The sequence below is a fragment of the Kibdelosporangium phytohabitans genome, from assembly GCF_001302585.1.
Classification (GTDB): domain Bacteria; phylum Actinomycetota; class Actinomycetes; order Mycobacteriales; family Pseudonocardiaceae; genus Kibdelosporangium; species Kibdelosporangium phytohabitans.
The window spans coordinates 3,627,688-3,645,396 of record NZ_CP012752.1; the positions used below are offsets into that span (position 1 = coordinate 3,627,688).

General features: G+C 68.8%; 15 protein-coding genes. 8 read left to right on the top strand and 7 right to left on the bottom strand.

The genetic code is table 11. The features are described 5' to 3' along the window. Positions 1 to 3 precede the first annotated feature (3 nt). The gene (locus AOZ06_RS16830; protein WP_054290260.1) at positions 4 to 243 is read right to left on the bottom strand and encodes a hypothetical protein; all 240 of its coding nucleotides are present in this window, start codon (positions 241 to 243) and stop codon (positions 4 to 6) included. 132 nt (positions 244 to 375) lie between these two features. Here AOZ06_RS16830 and ppk2 point away from each other — a divergent pair, with 132 nt between their 5' ends. Together ppk2 and AOZ06_RS16840 are read left to right on the top strand one after the other, a co-directional pair. Then, positions 376 to 1,362, top strand: a complete 987-nt coding sequence (gene ppk2, locus AOZ06_RS16835; protein WP_157233072.1) for a polyphosphate kinase 2 — start codon at positions 376 to 378, stop codon at positions 1,360 to 1,362. Between the two features lie 66 nt (positions 1,363 to 1,428). Beyond that, positions 1,429 to 2,049 (top strand): DUF2238 domain-containing protein, encoded by a 621-nt coding sequence (locus tag AOZ06_RS16840; protein ID WP_083472652.1) that lies wholly within the window; start codon positions 1,429 to 1,431, stop codon positions 2,047 to 2,049. A gap of 18 nt (positions 2,050 to 2,067) precedes the next feature. Here the strand turns inward: AOZ06_RS16840 and AOZ06_RS16845 are convergent, their stop codons facing one another. Next, positions 2,068 to 2,712, bottom strand: coding sequence for a response regulator transcription factor (locus AOZ06_RS16845; RefSeq protein WP_054290261.1), 645 nt, complete (start codon positions 2,710 to 2,712; stop codon positions 2,068 to 2,070). A gap of 256 nt (positions 2,713 to 2,968) precedes the next feature. After that, positions 2,969 to 5,851, bottom strand: a complete 2,883-nt coding sequence (locus tag AOZ06_RS16850; protein ID WP_054290262.1) for an nSTAND1 domain-containing NTPase — start codon at positions 5,849 to 5,851, stop codon at positions 2,969 to 2,971. Positions 5,852 to 6,172: 321 nt separating this feature from the next. Here AOZ06_RS16850 and gabP point away from each other — a divergent pair, with 321 nt between their 5' ends. Further along, positions 6,173 to 7,543 carry a GABA permease gene (gabP, locus tag AOZ06_RS16855; RefSeq protein WP_054290263.1) on the top strand — a complete coding sequence of 457 codons (1,371 nt, stop codon included), beginning with the start codon at positions 6,173 to 6,175 and terminating at the stop codon, positions 7,541 to 7,543. A 6-nt stretch (positions 7,544 to 7,549) separates the two neighbouring features. On the opposite strand, the gene AOZ06_RS61645 is transcribed toward gabP, so the two are convergent. Continuing rightward, positions 7,550 to 7,753, bottom strand: coding sequence for a cysteine hydrolase family protein (locus AOZ06_RS61645; RefSeq protein WP_335338396.1), 204 nt, complete (start codon positions 7,751 to 7,753; stop codon positions 7,550 to 7,552). Further along, positions 7,750 to 8,139 (bottom strand): isochorismatase family protein, encoded by a 390-nt coding sequence (locus tag AOZ06_RS16860; protein WP_335338397.1) that lies wholly within the window; start codon positions 8,137 to 8,139, stop codon positions 7,750 to 7,752. Before AOZ06_RS16860 ends, AOZ06_RS61645 begins: the two co-directional genes overlap by 4 nt. Before the next feature lie 122 nt (positions 8,140 to 8,261). Here AOZ06_RS16860 and AOZ06_RS16865 point away from each other — a divergent pair, with 122 nt between their 5' ends. After that, on the top strand, positions 8,262 to 9,263 hold the full coding sequence (locus tag AOZ06_RS16865) for a GlxA family transcriptional regulator (protein WP_054290264.1): 1,002 nt from the start codon (positions 8,262 to 8,264) through the stop codon (positions 9,261 to 9,263). Positions 9,264 to 9,545: 282 nt separating this feature from the next. On the opposite strand, the gene leuS is transcribed toward AOZ06_RS16865, so the two are convergent. Continuing rightward, positions 9,546 to 12,038 (bottom strand): leucine--tRNA ligase, encoded by a 2,493-nt coding sequence (gene leuS / locus AOZ06_RS16870; RefSeq protein ID WP_054296698.1) that lies wholly within the window; start codon positions 12,036 to 12,038, stop codon positions 9,546 to 9,548. Between the two features lie 388 nt (positions 12,039 to 12,426). Between leuS and AOZ06_RS16875 the strand changes: the two genes are divergently transcribed. Genes AOZ06_RS16875 through AOZ06_RS16890 form a run of 4 tightly spaced genes read left to right on the top strand, consistent with a single transcriptional unit; the run spans position 12,427 to position 16,241 of the window. Continuing rightward, positions 12,427 to 13,269, top strand: coding sequence for an ABC transporter ATP-binding protein (locus tag AOZ06_RS16875; protein WP_054296699.1), 843 nt, complete (start codon positions 12,427 to 12,429; stop codon positions 13,267 to 13,269). After that, complete coding sequence (locus AOZ06_RS16880) at positions 13,266 to 14,117, top strand: ABC transporter permease (RefSeq protein ID WP_054290265.1); 852 nt, start codon at positions 13,266 to 13,268, stop codon at positions 14,115 to 14,117. Before AOZ06_RS16875 ends, AOZ06_RS16880 begins: the two co-directional genes overlap by 4 nt. 25 nt (positions 14,118 to 14,142) lie before the next feature. Further along, positions 14,143 to 15,336: a cytochrome P450 gene (locus tag AOZ06_RS16885; protein ID WP_054290266.1), complete on the top strand. Its 1,194-nt coding sequence runs from the start codon at positions 14,143 to 14,145 to the stop codon at positions 15,334 to 15,336. An 11-nt stretch (positions 15,337 to 15,347) separates the two neighbouring features. Continuing rightward, entirely contained in the window at positions 15,348 to 16,241 is an 894-nt protein-coding gene (locus tag AOZ06_RS16890) for a TIGR03620 family F420-dependent LLM class oxidoreductase (protein ID WP_054290267.1), read from the top strand. A gap of 85 nt (positions 16,242 to 16,326) precedes the next feature. On the opposite strand, the gene AOZ06_RS16895 is transcribed toward AOZ06_RS16890, so the two are convergent. After that, positions 16,327 to 17,709, bottom strand: coding sequence for an MFS transporter (locus AOZ06_RS16895; protein WP_054290268.1), 1,383 nt, complete (start codon positions 17,707 to 17,709; stop codon positions 16,327 to 16,329).

A 17,709-nucleotide genomic window follows, 5' to 3' on the forward strand; every position in this document is an offset into this window, starting at 1 on the left:
CCGCTACGAGACCGCGATGTAGCCGAGGACGAAGCCGAGCACCATGCCGACCACTCCCGCGACTATCGCCCATTTCCCGAGTGCCTTGTCGCCCATCGCGGTGGCGACGATTCCCAGGATGATGGCTCCCGGCCCGAAGATGATCGGGAAGAAGAAGATCGCGATGGCCGCGAGCACGAACGCGACGATCGCGCATACCCGCGCGCTGGTGACGGTGGAGTGTGATCCGGCTGCGTCGGTCATTGATCCTCCCAGTTGGTTCGCTTGTGGGAGGCGGATACCCGATGGGGCGGCAAGTGAATCACCGTCGTGCGGACTGGATCCGGATGGCCCTGTCGCGGTTTGCCGCCCGCCGGCGCCGGGTATGTCCTGATTGTGGGTGATCAATCCGCTGAACTCAGCAGCAGATTCCCGGAGCTGGCCACGTCGAAGCTGGTTGTCGACTACCCGGACGGCGACGATCCGGTGTTGCGGCGTGCCGACGGTTCCGTGGTCGACACGTGGCGGGAGAACTACCCGTTCTCGGCGCGCATGTCGCGCACGGAGTACGACACGACCAAGCGGCTGTTGCAGATCGAACTGCTGAAGCTGCAGTACTGGATCAAGGACACCGGCAAGCGGATGGTGATCCTGTTCGAGGGCCGGGACGCGGCGGGCAAGGGCAGCACGATCAAGCGGTTCACCGAACACCTCAATCCCCGTGGGGCACGGGTGGTCGCGCTGACCAAGCCGACAGATCGCGAGCAGGGGGAGTGGTACTTCCAGCGGTACGTCAACAACCTGCCCACCGCGGGCGAGATCGTGCTGTTCGACCGGTCCTGGTACAACCGCGCCGGGGTGGAACGGGTGATGGGGTACTGCACGGAGACGCAGTACCGGCGCTTCATGCGCCAAGCACCGACTTTCGAGCGGATGCTGGTCGACGACGGTGTGCTGCTGGTGAAACTGTGGTTCTCGGTGTCGCGGTCCGAGCAGCGCACGAGGTTCCTCATCCGCCAGGTCGATCCGGTGCGCCAGTGGAAGCTCAGCGCCAACGACATCGAATCGCTCGACCTGTGGGACGCCTACACCCAGGCGAAGGTCGCGATGTTCCGCGAGACGGACACCGAGGACGCGCCGTGGACTGTGGTGAAGAGCAACGACAAGAAGCGCGCCAGGGTGGAGGCGATGCGCAGCGTGCTCGCCCGTGTCGACTACGAGGACAAGGATCCGGACGTGGTCGGCACTCCCGATTCCCGGGTGGTGGGCGCCGCGGCCACACTGCTGGAGGAAGGCGAGGACGAAGCGTCGCTCAGCCCGACACCGATCGCGCCGAGCACCGACGCCGACCACGGGCCAGGACTGCACCCCGACGAGTCGTAGCACCGGCAACCTCTGGACAGTCCTCCACGAAACTGGGTGGTGTTCGTGTCGCTGTACGGTCTTCGCATGGTGCGCGGAGTGGGCCGGACCGAGGGGATGCTGCTGGCTGGCGTGGTGCTCGCGGCGCTCGTGGTGACCGGGGCACAGGCCAGATCGCTCGGCACCTGGTTCATGGAAGTCGTGTGGGTGCTGGCCGGTCTGCCGCTGGTGATCGCGCTACGCAAACGCTTCCCGTTGACGCGGTTGCTCTGCTGGCTGCTGGTGTTGCACGCCATCGTGCTGTGCTACGGCGGGCAGTACACGTACGCCGAAACCCCGATCGGGGAATGGGTGCAGGACCTGATGGACACCCAGCGGAACAACTACGACCGGTTCGGCCACTTCATCCAGGGGTTCGTCCCGGCGATCGCCGTACGCGAGGTGCTGTTGCGGCGCACGCCGCTGCGCCCCGGTGGTTGGCTCGCGTTCCTGACTGTCTGCGTGTGCCTGGCGATCGGTGCCGGGTTCGAGTTCGTGGAATGGTTCAGCGCGCTCCTCGTCGGGTCGGGCGCGGACGATTTCCTCGCCACCCAAGGAGATGTGTGGGACACCCAGTGGGACATGTTCCTGTGTCTGTGCGGGGCGGTTCTTTCTTTGCTGGTGTGGCACCGGGTCCATGACCGGCAGCTCGACGGAGCGATCGCGTGACGCTGGCGGCGATCGCCGTCATGGCGACGAATGATGGAGCCAACCGGCGGCGCGTGCGATCCGTACCGCGTCGATGCGGTTGCGCGCGTTGGTCTTGGTGATGGCTCGGGACAGGTAGTTGCGGACCGTGCCCGCGGACAGCCAGAGGTTCGCGGCGATCTCGTTGTTCGAGGCGCCGCTGGCGACTTCCTGCAGGACTTGCTGTTCCCGTGGCGTCAGCGGGTTGGTGGGGGTGGTCAGGATCGCGCGGGGGATGTCGACGTCGATGACTCGTTCCCCGTGCGCGACCCGGCGGATCGCGTGGGTGAACTGCTTCGCGGAGATGCTCTTGTCCAGTACGCCGGGCAGGTCTTCGCGCAGCACGTCACCCAGCAGGCCGGACGGTGCGCTGGTGACCAGGGCGATGACTCTGGTGCCGGCCAGGGTGGCGTGCAGTTCACGCATCGTGCTGATGCCGCACTCGTCGTCGTGCGTGTCGATGTCGATGACCGCGATGTCGGGGTGCAGCCGGGTCGCGACCTGGACGACCGCGTCATCGCATTGCATCGCGGCGAGAACCGCCATGTCGCTCTGGTCGGCCAGGACCGCTGTCAGCGCGTCACGCAGCAGCGTCATGTCCTCGACCAGCAGAACATGGATCCCTGTCTTCCACTCGGGTGCCATGGGCTCCTCCTCACGTCGAGTTGCGCTGGTCATCACCAGTCCCGCGCGGCGAGGGGAGTGTTAGCGGTCGTTGTCGAACTGGGTGGGGAAAACTGGTGCCGGGAAGGCTATCGCGTATGTCAGTAACCGCGACCTGACGTCGCCGGCCGTCAACATCGGATGGTCACAGTGCGCATTCCGGAACTCCGGCAGCGGAATGTGACTCGTCTTTTCCGGCCCGGACAGGGAATTGTCGACCAGCCGGACACCCCGTCGGTCATCCGGACGGGCAGGGCGGGTCGTAGTCCACACCGGGGAAGTGCTCGTTCCATTCGGCCGGCGTGATTCGGGTGCGGACGTGGTCGCAGGCGTGCGAGATGAGCTCGTCGGTGTCGGTGGGAGTGATACGGGCGGTGCGGTCCCACCCGCTGGTGGCCAGCGTCCGGCCGTCGGGACTGAAAGCCACGGACCACACGCCGGTGATGTGGCCGGTGAGAACGGTCTGTTCGGTGGGACGGCGCCGGTCGGTGATGTTCCAGATACGGGCGGTGGTGCCGCCGCTGGTGGCCAGGGTACGGCCGTCAGGGCTGAAGGCCACGCCGAAGAGCCCACTGGTGTGGCCGGTGAGGGTGGCGAGTTCGATGGGATTGCGAGAGTCGGTGACGTCCCATAACCGTGCCGTGTTGTCGTTGCCCGCCGTGGCCAGGCTGCGCCCGTCGGGGCTGAACGCCACCCCGTAGACGGCGCTGCCGGAGTGGGCCGTGAGCGTGGCGAGTTCGCTGGGTTGGCGTGGGTCGGTGATGTTCCAGACACGGGCGGTGTGGTCCTCGCTGGCGGTGGCCAAGGTGCGGCCGTCGGGGCTGAAAGCCACTGAGTAGACCAGGTTCGTGTGGTTGGTCAGCGTGGCGAGTTCGGTGGGGCGGGGGAGGGCCGAGATGTCCCACAGTCGTACGGTGCCCGCGAAGCTGGCGGTGGTCAGGACGCGCCCGTCGGGGCTGAACGCGACCCCGTACACCGTGCCGTCCATGCCGGGGACTGCGCCGGCTTCCTTGGGGCGACGGGGATCGGTGACATCCCACAGCCGTACGGCGTGGTCCTCGTTGGCGGTGGCGAGGATGCGGCCGTCGGGGCTGAAGCCGACTCCGAAGACCGTGTTGCTCGTGTTGGGGATGGTGGCGAGTTCGGCGGGGATACGAGGCCCGGTGACGTCCCACAGCCGCACGGTGCTGTCGCCGCTGGCGGTGGCCAGGATCCGCCCGTCCCGGTCGAAGTCCACCGAGTAGATCTCGGCAGGTTGGCTGATCAGCGTGGTCGACAGGGTGCCGATCAGGCTGTCCCGGGTCGCGGTCGTGGGGGCCATGCGGTGCGCGGTCAGTGCGAGTTGCGTGGCCAGGTCCTGGTTGGTGCGGTACACCTCGGGGGCGTGCGCGGCCACGTTCTGGGCGATGGCGGCGTTGCGCTGCTGGGTGATCTCGGTCTGGGTGTGCACCGCGAACGCCGTGGCCGCCGAGGCGAACAGGAACAGCACGGCGAGCAGGGCGACGAGGTGACGCAGACGCCGCGTGCGGCGCTGAGCCGCGGCACGTTCACCGGCTTCGGCGGCGAGACTGGCGTCCAGGAAGGCCTGTTCTCGCGGGGTGAGACCGGCCCGTGCGGTGTCGGCCCAGTCTCTGGCGATGGTCAGGCGAGCGCCGCGGTAGAGGGCGCCGTCGTCGCGGTCCAGGCCTTCCCACACCGCGGTGGCGTCGGTGAGCTGGCGGTGCACACGCAGCCCCTCCCGGTCGTCGGCGAGCCACTCGGTGAGCCGGGGCCAGTGCCGGATGAGGGCTTCGTGCACGATCTCGACGCTGTCCCGGTCCATGGTGACCAGCCGTGCCTGGGCCAGCTTCTCCAGCACCGCCGCGGCTTCGGGGTGCTCCAGGTCCAGTTCGGCACGGTCCACCCGGCGTTTGGTGTCCTCGGTGCCTTCCCCCAGTGCGACCAACCGGAAGAACAGTTGTCGCGCCCACTGCCGCTGCGTCTCGGTCAGGGCGGTGTAGGCGGCTTCCGCCGTGCGCGCGACGGCTCCGGAGATGCCGCCGGCCTCGTGGTACCCGGCGAGAGTCAGTGCGTTGCCACGGCGGCGGCGCCAGGTTTCGAACAGGGCGTGTGACACGAGCGGCAGCACGCCGGTCCGGCCGTCGGCCTCGCTGCACAACGTGGCCTGCAACGCACTCTCGACCGAACATCCGGCATTGGTCGCGGGCCGGGTGATCACCTCACGCAGCTCCGGTGTGCTCATCGGCCCGATCACCACCTGCGCCTGCTGCAACACGTGGACCAGTTGCGGGTAACGGCTGCAATGGCCGTAGAAGTCCGCGCGCACACCCAGCACCACTCGCAACCGGCTGCCATGCGCGTCGGCGGCGCTGGTGAGCGCGCCGATGAACCGTCCGCGTTCGGCGGCGTCGGGACAGAGGGTGAAGATCTCCTCGAACTGGTCCACGACCAGTACCAGGTCCACCTGGGGCGGGTGCTCGGCCACGACCTGGCGCACGATCCGGTGCAACGCGCGAGGTTCGGCACACACCTCCGCGACGAGGCGGGTGGCCGTCTGGCCAGCCATCGGCGCGAGGGCAAGGGCGCATTCCTCGAGGGGATGCGCCCCGGGAGTCATCACGACCACCGGCCACCGCGGGGTGATCGCGGGCAGCAGCCCGGCACGCAACAACGACGTCTTACCCGCCCCTGAGGCGCCCACCACGGCCACGAACCTCGTGCCGGACACCTGAGCGCGGACCTGCTCGACCAGTTGCTCACGGCCGAAGAAGCGGTCGCAGTCCTCGGCCTGGAACGCGCTCAACCCGACATACGGCGCCGCCCGTTCCTGCTCGGCAGACAGCGGCGCGGGCAGGGCGAGTTCAGCCGTGACGTCCCGCCAGCGCTGCTCCCACACCTCGACGTCACCGCCGCAGGCCCGGACGTAGGCCATGGCCACCTGGAGGCTGGGCAGCTTGCGGCCACCGGCGGCCTCGGACAGCGCGGCTGTCGAGTAGTGCGCGCGCCGGGCCAGTTCGCGGTAGCTCGGCGTGCCCGCCTGCGCCCGCAGTTTCCGCAGATCAGCCGCCCACAGCAGCAGCGGCCCGTCCCCCGCGTCCAACGGGCGCTCCGCACGCGCCACAATCCCACCCCCAGTCGGACGAAACCCCAGCCGATGTGTTCACGCGTGATTGTCGGCCCTCCGGCACTGAACAACCGGATCCCGTTACCCAGATCACCGGGCACGAGGCCGGCCGACGTCCGCGGGCAGTCTACTTTGGACGCTCGACGCGCCGCGGCCGCCTACGCCGATGCCGACGGTTTGAGCAGCACAGATCCCGTCAATCGGCCGGTCATGGCTGTCCCGTGTAATGTGCGAGCCGATCATGGTGCTGCGGCTGCGCGGTTCCCGCTGAAGTCGTTGCCGCCATTGGTCGCTCAGTCGTGCGGGCAGGGGGATGACATGGCAACTGCGGACGGTTTGTCGTCGGGACTGAAGAACCGGCACGTCACCATGATCAGCATCGCCGGTGTGATCGGCGCCGGTTTGTTCGTGGGGTCGGGCACGGCGATCAACGAGGCCGGGCCGGGTGTGCTGCTCGCCTACGCGTTCGCCGGCCTGCTCGTCGTACTGGTCATGCGGATGCTGGGTGAGATGGCGGCCGCGAACCCGGACACCGGCTCGTTCTCCACCTACGCCGACCGCGCCATCGGACCGTGGGCCGGCTTCACCGTGGGCTGGTTGTACTGGTGGTTCTGGGTGCTCGTCATCCCCGTCGAGGCGACCGCCGCGGCAGCCATCCTCGAAGGCTGGACGGGTACGCCACAGTGGGTCTGGGCGCTCGCGGTCACGCTTGTCCTCACCGTCACCAACCTGTTCAGCGTGGCCAACTACGGCGAGTTCGAGTTCTGGTTCGCGCTGCTCAAGGTCATCGCGATCGTCGCGTTCATCGTCGTCGGCGTTCTCGCGGTGTTCGGCGTGTTCGGGACGGAACACAGCGGGGTCGCGCACCTCTGGGACACCGGCGGATTCACGCCGAACGGGCTCGGATCCGTTGTCGCCGCCGTACTGGTGACGATGTTCAGCTTCATGGGCACCGAGATCGTGACGATCGCGGCCGCGGAGTCGGAGAACCCGGTCGAGAAGATCGGGAAGGCCACGCGGTCGGTGATCTGGCGGATCGGCCTGTTCTACCTGGCGTCGATCCTGCTGGTCGTCGCCATCGTGCCGTGGAACGACCCAGGGCTCGCCAAGAACGGTTCGTACCAGACGGCGTTGGAGGCGCTCGGCATCCCTGGCGCCAAGGTGATCGTCGACATCGTCGTCCTCGTGGCGGTGGCGAGCTGCCTGAACTCCGCTCTCTACACCGCCTCGCGGATGATCTACTCGCTGGGCAGGCGCAGGCAGGCCCCGGCCGCGGTCATGCGCACCACCAGCCAGGGAGTCCCGCGGGTCGCGGTCCTCGCATCCACTGTGGTCGGGTTTCTCGCCGTGATCGCCAACTACCTGTTCCCCGAAGACGTGTTCGGCGTGCTGCTGGCCACCTCGGGCGCGGTGGCGCTGCTGGTCTACCTCGTCATCGCGATCTCCCAGCTGCGTCTGCGGGCCAAGCTGGCGCGTTCGGGAACGGAGATGCCTGTGCGGATGTGGCTCTATCCGTACCTGACCTGGGCCGTGGTCATCGTGATCCCGGTGATGCTGGTGTACATGGCCACCCAGGACGAACAGCAGCTCAACATCGGCGCCACCGCGGCCATCGCCGTGGTCGTCGTGGCAGGCGGGGTCCTGCTGACCAGCAGGCAGTCCTCTCAGGACTCCGCCAACCGCCCGTGACGCACGCTATTTCAGGTCGGCCGCACTCGGGACGACCACGCCGTACAGATCGGTGATGGTCGCCAGCGCGCTGTTGTGCAGTTGTTCGGCGCTCACGTCCGCGACCGGTGTCGTCAACGGCCGGGTGGCGCAGGCGTCGGCGACGACGGTCGGGTGGTTGCCGCGCAGGAATGCGCCCTCGGTGGTGAAAGTGACGCACATGTTCGTCATGAACCCGCGATGACCACGTTCTCGTGTCCGGCGGCGTCGATCTGCTCGCCAAGGCCGGTGTTCACGAAGGCGTTCGGCGCGGTCTTGACCACGACTGGCTCGCCTTCGGCCGGGGCGACGTCCGGGTGGATGCCGCCGATCTCGGCCCGCACGTCGTACGGTGTGCCTTCGCCGCCGTCGTTGACGACGTGGATCACCTTCGCCCCGGCCGCGCGGGCGTCGGTGAGCAGTCGCTTGGCGGCGGTCAGCGCGGGCCGCCAGCCCTCCAGTTCCATCACGCCGCGTGTGTAGGTGTTCTGGTAGTCGACCATGATCAGCGTCGAGTCGGCCAGCGTCGCCGGGGTCTGACCGAGCCCGTTCAGCTCCCGCAGCGTCGTCCTCGCCATGTCCGGATGTCCTTCCGTTCGTTTTCGTCGCCGGGTCTCTGACCAGGCGCAACCAACGCTAGACTCGGCTGTGCATGTCGGCAATGACGTGCAAGGCGCAGAAACCGACATGACGGAGCGAGATGAGAACCACGCGACGGCGAACGCCCGAGAGGCTCATCGCCGTGGTCCTGTTCGACCGGGTCGACCTTCTCGACGTGACCGGCCCCGCCGAGGTTTTCTCGTTGCTCCAGCGGGAAATGGACCACCCGACGGGCTACCGCGTCGTCCTCGCCGCCGAGACACCCGAGCCGGTGACCACGTCCGCCGGGGTGCGCGTTCTGCCGGACGTGACCTTCGGGGAGCTGTCCGGGGCGGCGATCGACACCCTGGTTGTGCCCGGCGCGGTGACGGTGGGGGAGAGCCGCGAGATCGTGGCCCGATGTGACCCCGCCGTGGTCGAGACGGTCCGTTTGCTGGCCGCGCGCACCCGGCGGGTCGCGTCTGTCTGCGTCGGGGCGCACATCCTCGCCGCGGCCGGTCTGCTCGACGGCAAGCGCGCCACCACACACTGGTCCACCGCCCGGCAACTCGCCGCGGAGCACCCTGAGGTCACAGTCGACGCCGACCCCATCTTCATCCGTGACGGCGGTGTGTGGACCGGCGCCGGGCTGAGCGCTTGTCTCGACCTTGCCCTGGCGTTGGTCGCCGACGACTTCGGCGCGGAGCTGGCCTCGCGGGTCGCCCGCCAGCTCGTGATGTTCCTGCGGCGACCGGGTGGGCAGAGCCAGTTCAGCGTGTCGCTCGAGCCGGTGTCCGCGACACGGCGAGTCGACGAGTTGCGCCACCACATCGCCGCCCACCTCGCGCAGCCGCTGACAGTCGCCGACCTCGCCGCTCACGCGCACGTCACGGACCGGCAGATCACGCGGGTGTTCAAGGCCGAACTGGGGATGACTCCCGCCGCCTACGTCGAACGCGCCCGGGTGGAGGCGGCCCGGCAGCGGCTGGAAACCACCGACGAGACCTTGTCACGCATCGCGGGGACCTGCGGTTTCGGCACCGTCTCGACGTTGACCCGGTCGTTCCGGCGGACGTTGAACACGACACCGACCGAGTACAGGCAACGGTTCCGGATCCGATAGCGCGATCACCGTCGTCGCGTGCGGCGATCCCACCGGCCACGAGACCGCGGGATCGAACGGATTCCGGTCACCCCTTGCGCGGTACGACCCGCGAATCGCCGAGCGGTGTGGCCGGTTCGGCCTGGACGTCGACCCAGTAGTCATCGACCCAGTAGTCGTCGGCGCAGTAGTCGTCGGCGCAGTAGTCGTCGGCCCAGTAGTCGCCGGCACAGGACCGCGGGCCGAAGACCTGCGCCTGGTACCGGCCGAGGTGCCTGCCGGTACGACGCGAGGGTGCGTGTGTCAGGGAGCGACGACCAGGTTCACCAGCTTGGGCGCCCGGACGATCACCTTGCGCGGATCGCGGCCGTCGAGCAGCCTGACCACCGCCGGGTCACCCAACGCCAGCTCACGCAGGTCGTCCTCGGTGATCGACGTCGGCACCTCCAGCCGCTCGCGCACCTTGCCGTTGACCTGCACCACGCACACCGCGACGTCTTCGGCCAGCAGCGCCTCGTCGGCCGTGGGCCAGTCGGCGCGACTGACCGAGTCGCCGTCGGCGACCGCGTGACCCAGCGTGGCCCAGCTTTCCTCAGCGCAGTACGGCGCGAACAGGCTCAGCATGATCGCCAGCGACTCGACGGCCTCGCGCACCGCCGGGTCGCCCGCGGGCACGTCGCCGTCCACCGCCTTGCGCAGCGCGTTGGTCAGTTCCATCAGCCGGGCGATCGCGACGTTGAACCGCTTGTCCTCGATCAGCTGCGTGACTTCCCGGACGACCTTGGCCGTGGTTCGCCGTACGCCGGTGTCGCCAGCGCCCGTGTCGCGCTCGGCCGTGCCGACGTCGCTGGCCAGCCGCCACACCCGGGCCAGGAACTTGCCCGAGCCGCCGGGGGACACGTCGGCCCAGTCGATGTCCTCCTCCGGCGGCCCGGCGAAGATCATCGTGAGCCGGACGGCGTCGACGCCGTACGTGCTCAGCTCCTCGCCCAGGTCGACCAGGTTGCCCTTGGACTTCGACATCGACGCGCCGTTGAGGATCACCTGGCCCTGGTTCATCAGCGCCTTGAACGGCTCGGTGAACTCCACCAGGCCCAAGTCGTGCAGCGCCTTGGTCAGGAACCGGGCGTACAGCAGGTGCAGGATCGCGTGCTCGACACCGCCGATGTAGTTGTCGACAGGCGCCCACTCGCGCAGCGCCTCGGGGTCGAACGGGCGGTCGCTGTCGTGTGGCGACACGAACCGCAGGAAGTACCAGGACGAGTCGACGAAGGTGTCCATCGTGTCGGTGTCCCGCTGTGCGTCACCGCCGCAGCGCGGGCACGGCACGTTGACCCACTCGGGCACCGTGGCCAGCGGCGACACGCCCTTGGGGCGCAGGTCGGCGCCGCTGAGCTCGGGCAGCCGCACCGGCAGCTGGTCGTCGGGCACCGGGACGGCACCGCAGTCCGGGCAGTGGATGATCGGGATCGGGCAGCCCCAGAACCGCTGACGGGACAACAGCCAGTCACGCAGCCGGAAGTTGATGGTCCGGCTGCCCAGGCCCTTGCCGGTCAGCTGACGGACCGTCGCACGGATCGCCTCGTCCTTGGCCAGGCCGTCGACCTCGCCCGAGTTGACCAGGGTGCCGTCGCCCGCCGTGGCGACGCCGGTCTCGGCCGGGTCCGGCTCGCCGGTGTCGACGACCACCACGACCGGCAGGCCGAACGCGCGGGCGAAGTCCAGGTCACGCTGGTCGTGCGCGGGCACGGCCATGATCGCGCCGGTGCCGTAGTCGGCCAGCACGTAGTCCGAGGCCCACACCGGGATCTGCTCGCCGGTGATCGGGTGCGCGGCGGTGCGGCCGAGGAAGACACCGGTCTTCTCCCGGTCGCTGGACTGCCGCTCGATCTCCGACAGCCGCTTGACCCGCTCGACGTACTCGTCCAGCTCGGCCCGCCGGTCCGGCGCGCACAGCTCGCCGGCCAGCTCGGAGTCGGCCGCCACGACCAGGAAAGTGGCGCCGTGCAACGTGTCGGGGCGGCTGGTGAACACCGTCACCGGCTCGTCGCGGCCGTCGACCACGAACTTGATCTCCGCGCCCTCGGACCGGCCGATCCAGTTGCGCTGCATGGTCAGCACGCGCTCGGGCCAGTGGCCCTCCAGCGCCGACATGTCGTCGAGCAGCCGCTGGGCGTACTCGGTGATCTTGAAGTACCACTGGGTCAGCGTGCGCTTGGTGATCAGGCTGCCGCACCGCTCGCAGCGGCCGGCGACCACCTGCTCGTTGGCCAGCACCGTCTGGTCCTGCGGGCACCAGTTGACCGAGCTGCGTTTCTGGTACGCCAGGCCGCGCTCGAACAGCCGCAGGAAGATCCACTGCGTCCACCGGTAGTACTCCGGGTCGGAGGTGTGCAGCCGCATGTCCCAGTCGAAGGAGATGGCGTAGCGCCGGAACGACCGGGCCTGCGTCTCGATGTTGCCGTAGGTCCACTTCTTCGGGTCGAGGTCCCGCTTGATCGCGGCGTTCTCCGCGGGCAGGCCGAAGGAGTCCCAGCCGACCGGGTGCAGCACCGAGTAGCCGCGCAGCCGGTGGTAGCGGGCCACGACGTCGCCGATGGCGTACGCCTCCGCGTGTCCCATGTGCAGGTCGCCGGAGGGGTAGGCGAACATGTCCAGTACGTACTTGCGCGGCTTGCCGGCGGGATCGTCGGCGACGCGGAAGAGGTTGAGCGCCTCCCAGACCGGCAACCAGCGGTCCTGGACCGCCTGCCAGTCGTATCGGTCGGCTGCGTTCCGGCTTCCCGCGTCACTCACCTGGGCCGTCCCGTCCTGCGTCGTCTCGTTCTCTGTCCACAAGCGCACGTGGCCGCGTACGCACGGCACAGCACGATACAGGGGTTATGACCAGGGGCTCACCTGGGTTCTGCGGGCTCGGCCCGGCCAGGAACGCCGTAGCAAAACCGTACCTGCCCCTGTCCGGTGCCGCGGCGATGTCCCCAACCTGCGCCTGCGCGGTGCTGGGACGCGCCCGCCGGGCACCGGCGGCGGGCCGTGATCGCCAGCCGCGATGGGAAAAATCGGCGATGAGCGAGCAAAGGGAGGAATCGTGGCGTTGTCCACGGGATCGAACGCGGCACCGGACGCGGGTGCCGTGCCGGAAAACGCCGAAGCCCGACCGGTCATCGAAACCCGTGGGCTGCGGATGCGTTACGGCACGAAGGATGTGCTGTGCGGGGTGGACTTCCAGGTCCGCCGCGGCGAGGTGCTCGCGTTACTCGGCCCGAACGGGGCCGGCAAGACGACCACCATCGAGATCCTCGAAGGTTTCCGCAAGCGCTCCGCTGGTGACGTCCGTGTGCTCGGTACCGACCCGGACGACGGCGACGAGGCCTGGCGCGCGCGCCTGGGCATCGTGCTCCAGTCCTGGCGCGACCACGGTTGGTGGAAGGTCAGGGAACTGCTCGACCACCTCGGCCGCTACTACCGGCCCTACCGGACACCGGACCGCGAAAGGCCTTACGACGTCGACGAAATGATCGGTCTCGTCGGCCTGACCGAGCACGCGCGAGCGCGGGTCGGCGCGTTGTCCGGTGGGCAGCGGCGCAGGCTCGACGTGGCCGTCGGCCTGATCGGCAACCCGGACCTGCTGTTCCTCGACGAGCCGACCACCGGCTTCGACCCGGAGGCCAGGCAGGAGTTCCACGACCTGGTCCAGCGACTGTCCAGTTTGGAGGACACGACGATCCTGCTCACCACGCACGACCTCGACGAGGCCGAGAAACTCGCCGACCGGATCGTGATCCTGGCCGGCGGCCGGATCAGGGCCGACGGCACAGCGGCCGAGCTGGCGCGCCAGGTGGCGAGCAAGACCGAGGTCCGCTACACGCTCGACGGCGCGCCGCGCGTGGATTCCGTCGAGGACGCCACCCGATACGTGCGAGGCCTGTTCGAACGGCACGGCGACGCGGTCGGTGACCTGGAGGTGCGCCGGGCGCGTCTGGAGGACGTCTACCTGGCCATGGTGCGTGAGATGGAGGAGGCATGACGCCAGGCGCGGTCGCCCTGCAGGCGGGGCTGCGACGTGGCTGGATCGAGTTCCGGCACACGGTGACCAACCCGGGACAACTCGTCGGCTGGCTGTTCTGGCCGGCCATCGCGCTGGTCGTGATGTACTTCATGCGGGACAGCACAGTGCCGGGCACGGACTTCTCCCTTGGCACGCAGGCAGTCGCGGGCATCCTGGGAATCAACACGCTGTTCACCGGGTTGGTCGGGCTGGCGTTCACCCTGATCACCGACCGGGAGGACGGCACGTTGTTGCGTGCCAAGGCGACGCCCAACGGCATGCTCGGCTACGTCACCGGCAAGGTGCTCGCGCAGGCCGGGATCACCGTGGCCGTCCTGATCATCTTGCTGGTCCCGGTGGTGCTGCTGTTCGACGGCCTGAGCATCGGCACGGTGTCGTCGTGGGTGACCCTCGTCTGGGTCCTCGCCCTCGGCATGCTCGCGATCCTGCCGGTCGGCGCGATCCTCGGGTCGTTGTTCCGCAGCACACAGGGCCTGGTCCCGATCATGGTGCTGATCATGGCGCTGGTCGGTGTCTCCGGCGTGTTCTACCCGCTGGCCGCGCTGCCCGAGTGGCTGCAGTGGCTCGCGCAGGTCTTCCCGGTCTACTGGCTGGGCCTGGGGCTGCGCGCCGCGCTGCTGCCGGACGCGATGGCCGTGGCGGAGATCGGCGAGTCCTGGCGTTACCTGGAGATGATCGGCGTGCTCGGGATCTGGGGGATCGTCGGGTTCCTGGTGGCGCCGGGGGTGCTGCGCCGGATGGCGCGGCGCGAGTCCGGCTCGGCCGTGGCGGCACGCCGCGAGAGCGTCGCCAGGCGGGCGGCGTGAACCCGAAAACTAGGGAGGCAGCACGATGAGCACGGCGTTCGCCCAGTGGATGAGTCAGTGGAGCGAGCTGGATCCGCGCCAGTTCTGGTTGCACGGCAAGCAACCCGGCGAACCGGTCAGCTTCGACGAGCAGTCCGGGATGTGGAACGTCTACGGCTACCAGGAAGTGCTCGAGGTCCTCGCCGACACGACGACGTTCTCGTCCGACACCGCGCGGCTGGTGCCCATCGAGGGCGAGTTCTCCCGGGGCAACCTGCTCAAGATGGACCCGCCTGAGCACAACAAGCTCCGCAAGCTCGTCGGGCACGCGTTCACCTCGAAGATGATCTCCGGTCTCGAACCGGCGATCGTCGCGCTGACCAACGAACTGCTCGACCAGACCGCGGGGACCGGCCGGATGGAAGTGGTCGAGGACCTGGCGTACCCGTTGCCGGTGATCGTCATCGCCGACCTGCTCGGCCTGCCCAACAACGACCGCGCGCTGTTCAAGCGGTGGGTCGGTGAGGTCTTCGAGCGGCCGGAGGGGTTCACGCGGGGTGAGCCGACGCCCGAGTCGACGCAGAACGCCGTCGACCAGATGGGCGAGCTGATCGCCTACCTGCACGAGCACGCCACCGAGCGCCGCACCAAACCGCGCAACGACCTGCTCACCAAGCTCGTCGAGGCCGAAGTGGACGGTGAACGGCTGAACGACACCGAGGTGGCCAACTTCGGTGCCGTGCTGCTGATCGCCGGGCACATCACCACGACGATGCTGCTGGGCAACACCGTGCTGTGCATGGACACGTTCCCCGAGACCCGGGCGGCCGTGCGGGAGGACCGGTCCCGCATCCCCGGGATGATCGAGGAATCACTGCGGTACCTGAGCTCGTTCGCGGCGATCTCCCGGTGCACCAACCAGGCGGGTCAGCTCGGTGGCAAGACCATCGAGGCCGACCAGCTGGTGTTGCTGTGGCTCGGCGCCGCCAACCGCGACCCGAGGCGCTTCGACCGGCCGAACGACTTCGACATCACCAGGGACCCCAACCCGCACTTGGCTTTCGGCCGCGGCGTGCACTACTGCATCGGCACCCAGCTGGCGCGGATGGAGGGCAGGGTGGCGATGAACATCCTGCTGGACCGGTACCCGGGCTTCCGCACGGACCCCGACGACGTGCCGAGGTTCCAGCCGAGCCCGTACATGACCGGTGTGACCAGGCTGTCCTTGCTGACCGACTAGGGAGGTAACCCATGCTGGGAAGGGTCGGCGTACGACCGGCTGAGGTCGACAACCACCCGTGGGCCGAAGTCGTGGACGCGGTGGCGGAGTTCGAGGATCTCGGATACGACACCGTGTGGACCGCCGAGGGGTTCGGCCGGGACGCGCCGACCCAGGCGGCGTTGCTGCTGTCCGCGACGTCCCGGATCACGGTGGCCAGCGGTCTCGCGAACGTCTACCGGCACAACCCGCACACCTTGGCGCAGGCACACCGCACCCTGACCGAGGCGTTCCCGGACAGGTATCTGCTGGGCCTTGGCGTCGGCGTGCCGCACCTGGCCGAAATGGTCGGCCAGCAGTGGGGTTCGCCGGTGGCGGTGCTGCGGGAGTTCCTCGACAAGATGGCATCCGCGATGTACACCGCTACGCAGCCCAAGGCCGAGCTCAAGACGGTCATCGGTGCGGTCGGCCCGAAGATGCTCGCACTGGCGGGGGAGCGGACCTGGGGCGCGCACCCGTACTTCCTGCCGGTCCAGCACACCGTGTACGCGCGGAAGATCCTCGGTGCCGGCAAGGTGCTGGCCGTGCAGCAAGGGGTCGTGCTGAACACGGACAAGGTCGCCGCGCGGGCTGTGGCCAGGGAGAACGTGCGGTACTGGATCGAGCACAGCTCCCAGCTGCCGTCCCGCTGGCACGCCGTGCGTGACCTGCTCGGCTTCACCGAGGACGACTTGGCCGACGGCGGCAGCGACCGGCTGGTGGACGCGATGGTCGCCCACGGGGACGTGGACGTCATCGCCCAACGGGTGCGGGAGCAGTTCGACGCGGGCGCGGATCACGTCTGCGTGGAGATCCTGGCCTCCCCGGGCGCCGAACCGACGCTGGCGCGCAAGCAGTACGCGGAACTCGCGGCCGCCCTGATCTGAACCGGGCACAGTTCCGCCCCGTCGCCCAGGCGACGGGGCGGATTCGTATCAGGGGCGGAATTCCGTCGGGGCAGGACCTGTGGTGTCACACGGTGGCTTCGACGCCAGCTGTCACGTTGCCGGACTTGCGCGGCAACGCCGCTGTGACAAGGACAGCGAACAGTCCGATGACGACGGTGATGGTCAGCAGCGTGGTGAACGCCGACCACGTGGGCAGAGCGGTCGACGGGATCACGTCGCTGGCCAGTGTGCTGCCGCCGACTTGCGCGCCGAGTGTGCCGCCGATGGCCCGCACGACGAACATCAGGCCGGTCACGCTGGTGACCCGGTCGGCCGGGACCGACGACACGACGAGGTTCATCGCCTGCGTCAGCCCGAGCCCGATGCCCAGGCCCATCAACGCCGCCGACGTGACGAGCAGGCCGAGTGAGGGCCGGTCGAGCAGCAGCACGCCAGGGGCCGCGAGGATCGGCACGCAGGACAACGCCATCAGCGCCTTCGCGCCGAGCAAGCGTTCGAGCGGGCGGACGACGAAGGCGCTGATTCCGGCCAGCACACCGGACGGAACCAGGATCCAGCCGGTCACCGTCGCGTTGGACTCGAGCCCGTAACCAGTCGCCACGGGTGCCGCGGCGATCGTCGGCAACGCGATGTACGTGGCGAACACCGCCCAGCCGACGGCAAACGACACCATGCACACAACAAGGACCGTCCGCCCACGCACCCGCAGGTCGACAAGCGGGTTCGCCAGTCGCCGCCGCGTCATGACGAAGGCAGCCAGCAGCGCCAACGCCCCCACCGCCATCGCGATGAAACCGGCCGATGTCCACCCCCACGCCGGGGCGAGGGTGAGACCGAGCAACAGCGCCAGCAGACCACCGCTCAGCAGCACGGCGCCCAGCCAGTCGACGTTGCCGTGCGCGGTCGCCGTGGTCGTCGGAAGCACCCGGAACGCGACGGCGATGAGGACCACGAGCAGGATGAACGGGAGGAAGAACAGCCAGCGGTACGACATCACCGACGTCAGCGGCCCCGCCAGCAGCGGTCCGGCGACGACGCCGAGCGACGACGTTCCGATGATCATCGCGTTGCCGCTCTTGGTCCGCTCCTCCGGCAACGCCTCCCGCATCAGCCCGATCGACAACGGGGTCAGGCCGAGGCCCGCGCCCTGCAGCATCTGGCCGATCGCCAGCACGGGCACGCTGGTCGCGAGACCAGCCAGTGCCGTGCCGAGCGCGACCGCCGCGAGAACGGCGATGAACAGCTTCTTCTTGTCGTAGAGGTCACCGAGCCTGCTGATCAACGGGGTGCACACGGCCGCCGACAACAGCAGGCCGGTGAACACCCACGCGATCGAGGACGGCGTGCCACCGACGCCCGCCTGGATGAGCGGCAGCGCCGGTGCGAGCATCGCTTCGAGCGTGCTGTAGACGAACGTGACACCGCCGAGGACGATGAGCATCCACAT

Bases quoted from the DNA above. Each gene is read 5' to 3' on its own strand.
- AOZ06_RS61645 (WP_335338396.1), bottom strand. From the start codon at position 7,753: ATGACGAACATGTGCGTCACTTTCACCACCGAGGGCGCATTCCTGCGC.
- AOZ06_RS16845 (WP_054290261.1), bottom strand. From the start codon at position 2,712: ATGGCACCCGAGTGGAAGACAGGGATCCATGTTCTGCTGGTCGAGGAC.
- AOZ06_RS16830 (WP_054290260.1), bottom strand. From the start codon at position 243: ATGACCGACGCAGCCGGATCACACTCCACCGTCACCAGCGCGCGGGTA.
- AOZ06_RS16895 (WP_054290268.1), bottom strand. From the start codon at position 17,709: ATGTGGATGCTCATCGTCCTCGGCGGTGTCACGTTCGTCTACAGCACG.
- AOZ06_RS16860 (WP_335338397.1), bottom strand. From the start codon at position 8,139: ATGGCGAGGACGACGCTGCGGGAGCTGAACGGGCTCGGTCAGACCCCG.
- AOZ06_RS16885 (WP_054290266.1), top strand. From the start codon at position 14,143: ATGAGCACGGCGTTCGCCCAGTGGATGAGTCAGTGGAGCGAGCTGGAT.
- AOZ06_RS16840 (WP_083472652.1), top strand. From the start codon at position 1,429: ATGGTGCGCGGAGTGGGCCGGACCGAGGGGATGCTGCTGGCTGGCGTG.
- AOZ06_RS16865 (WP_054290264.1), top strand. From the start codon at position 8,262: ATGAGAACCACGCGACGGCGAACGCCCGAGAGGCTCATCGCCGTGGTC.
- AOZ06_RS16880 (WP_054290265.1), top strand. From the start codon at position 13,266: ATGACGCCAGGCGCGGTCGCCCTGCAGGCGGGGCTGCGACGTGGCTGG.
- gabP (WP_054290263.1), top strand. From the start codon at position 6,173: ATGGCAACTGCGGACGGTTTGTCGTCGGGACTGAAGAACCGGCACGTC.
- AOZ06_RS16890 (WP_054290267.1), top strand. From the start codon at position 15,348: ATGCTGGGAAGGGTCGGCGTACGACCGGCTGAGGTCGACAACCACCCG.
- AOZ06_RS16875 (WP_054296699.1), top strand. From the start codon at position 12,427: ATGCGTTACGGCACGAAGGATGTGCTGTGCGGGGTGGACTTCCAGGTC.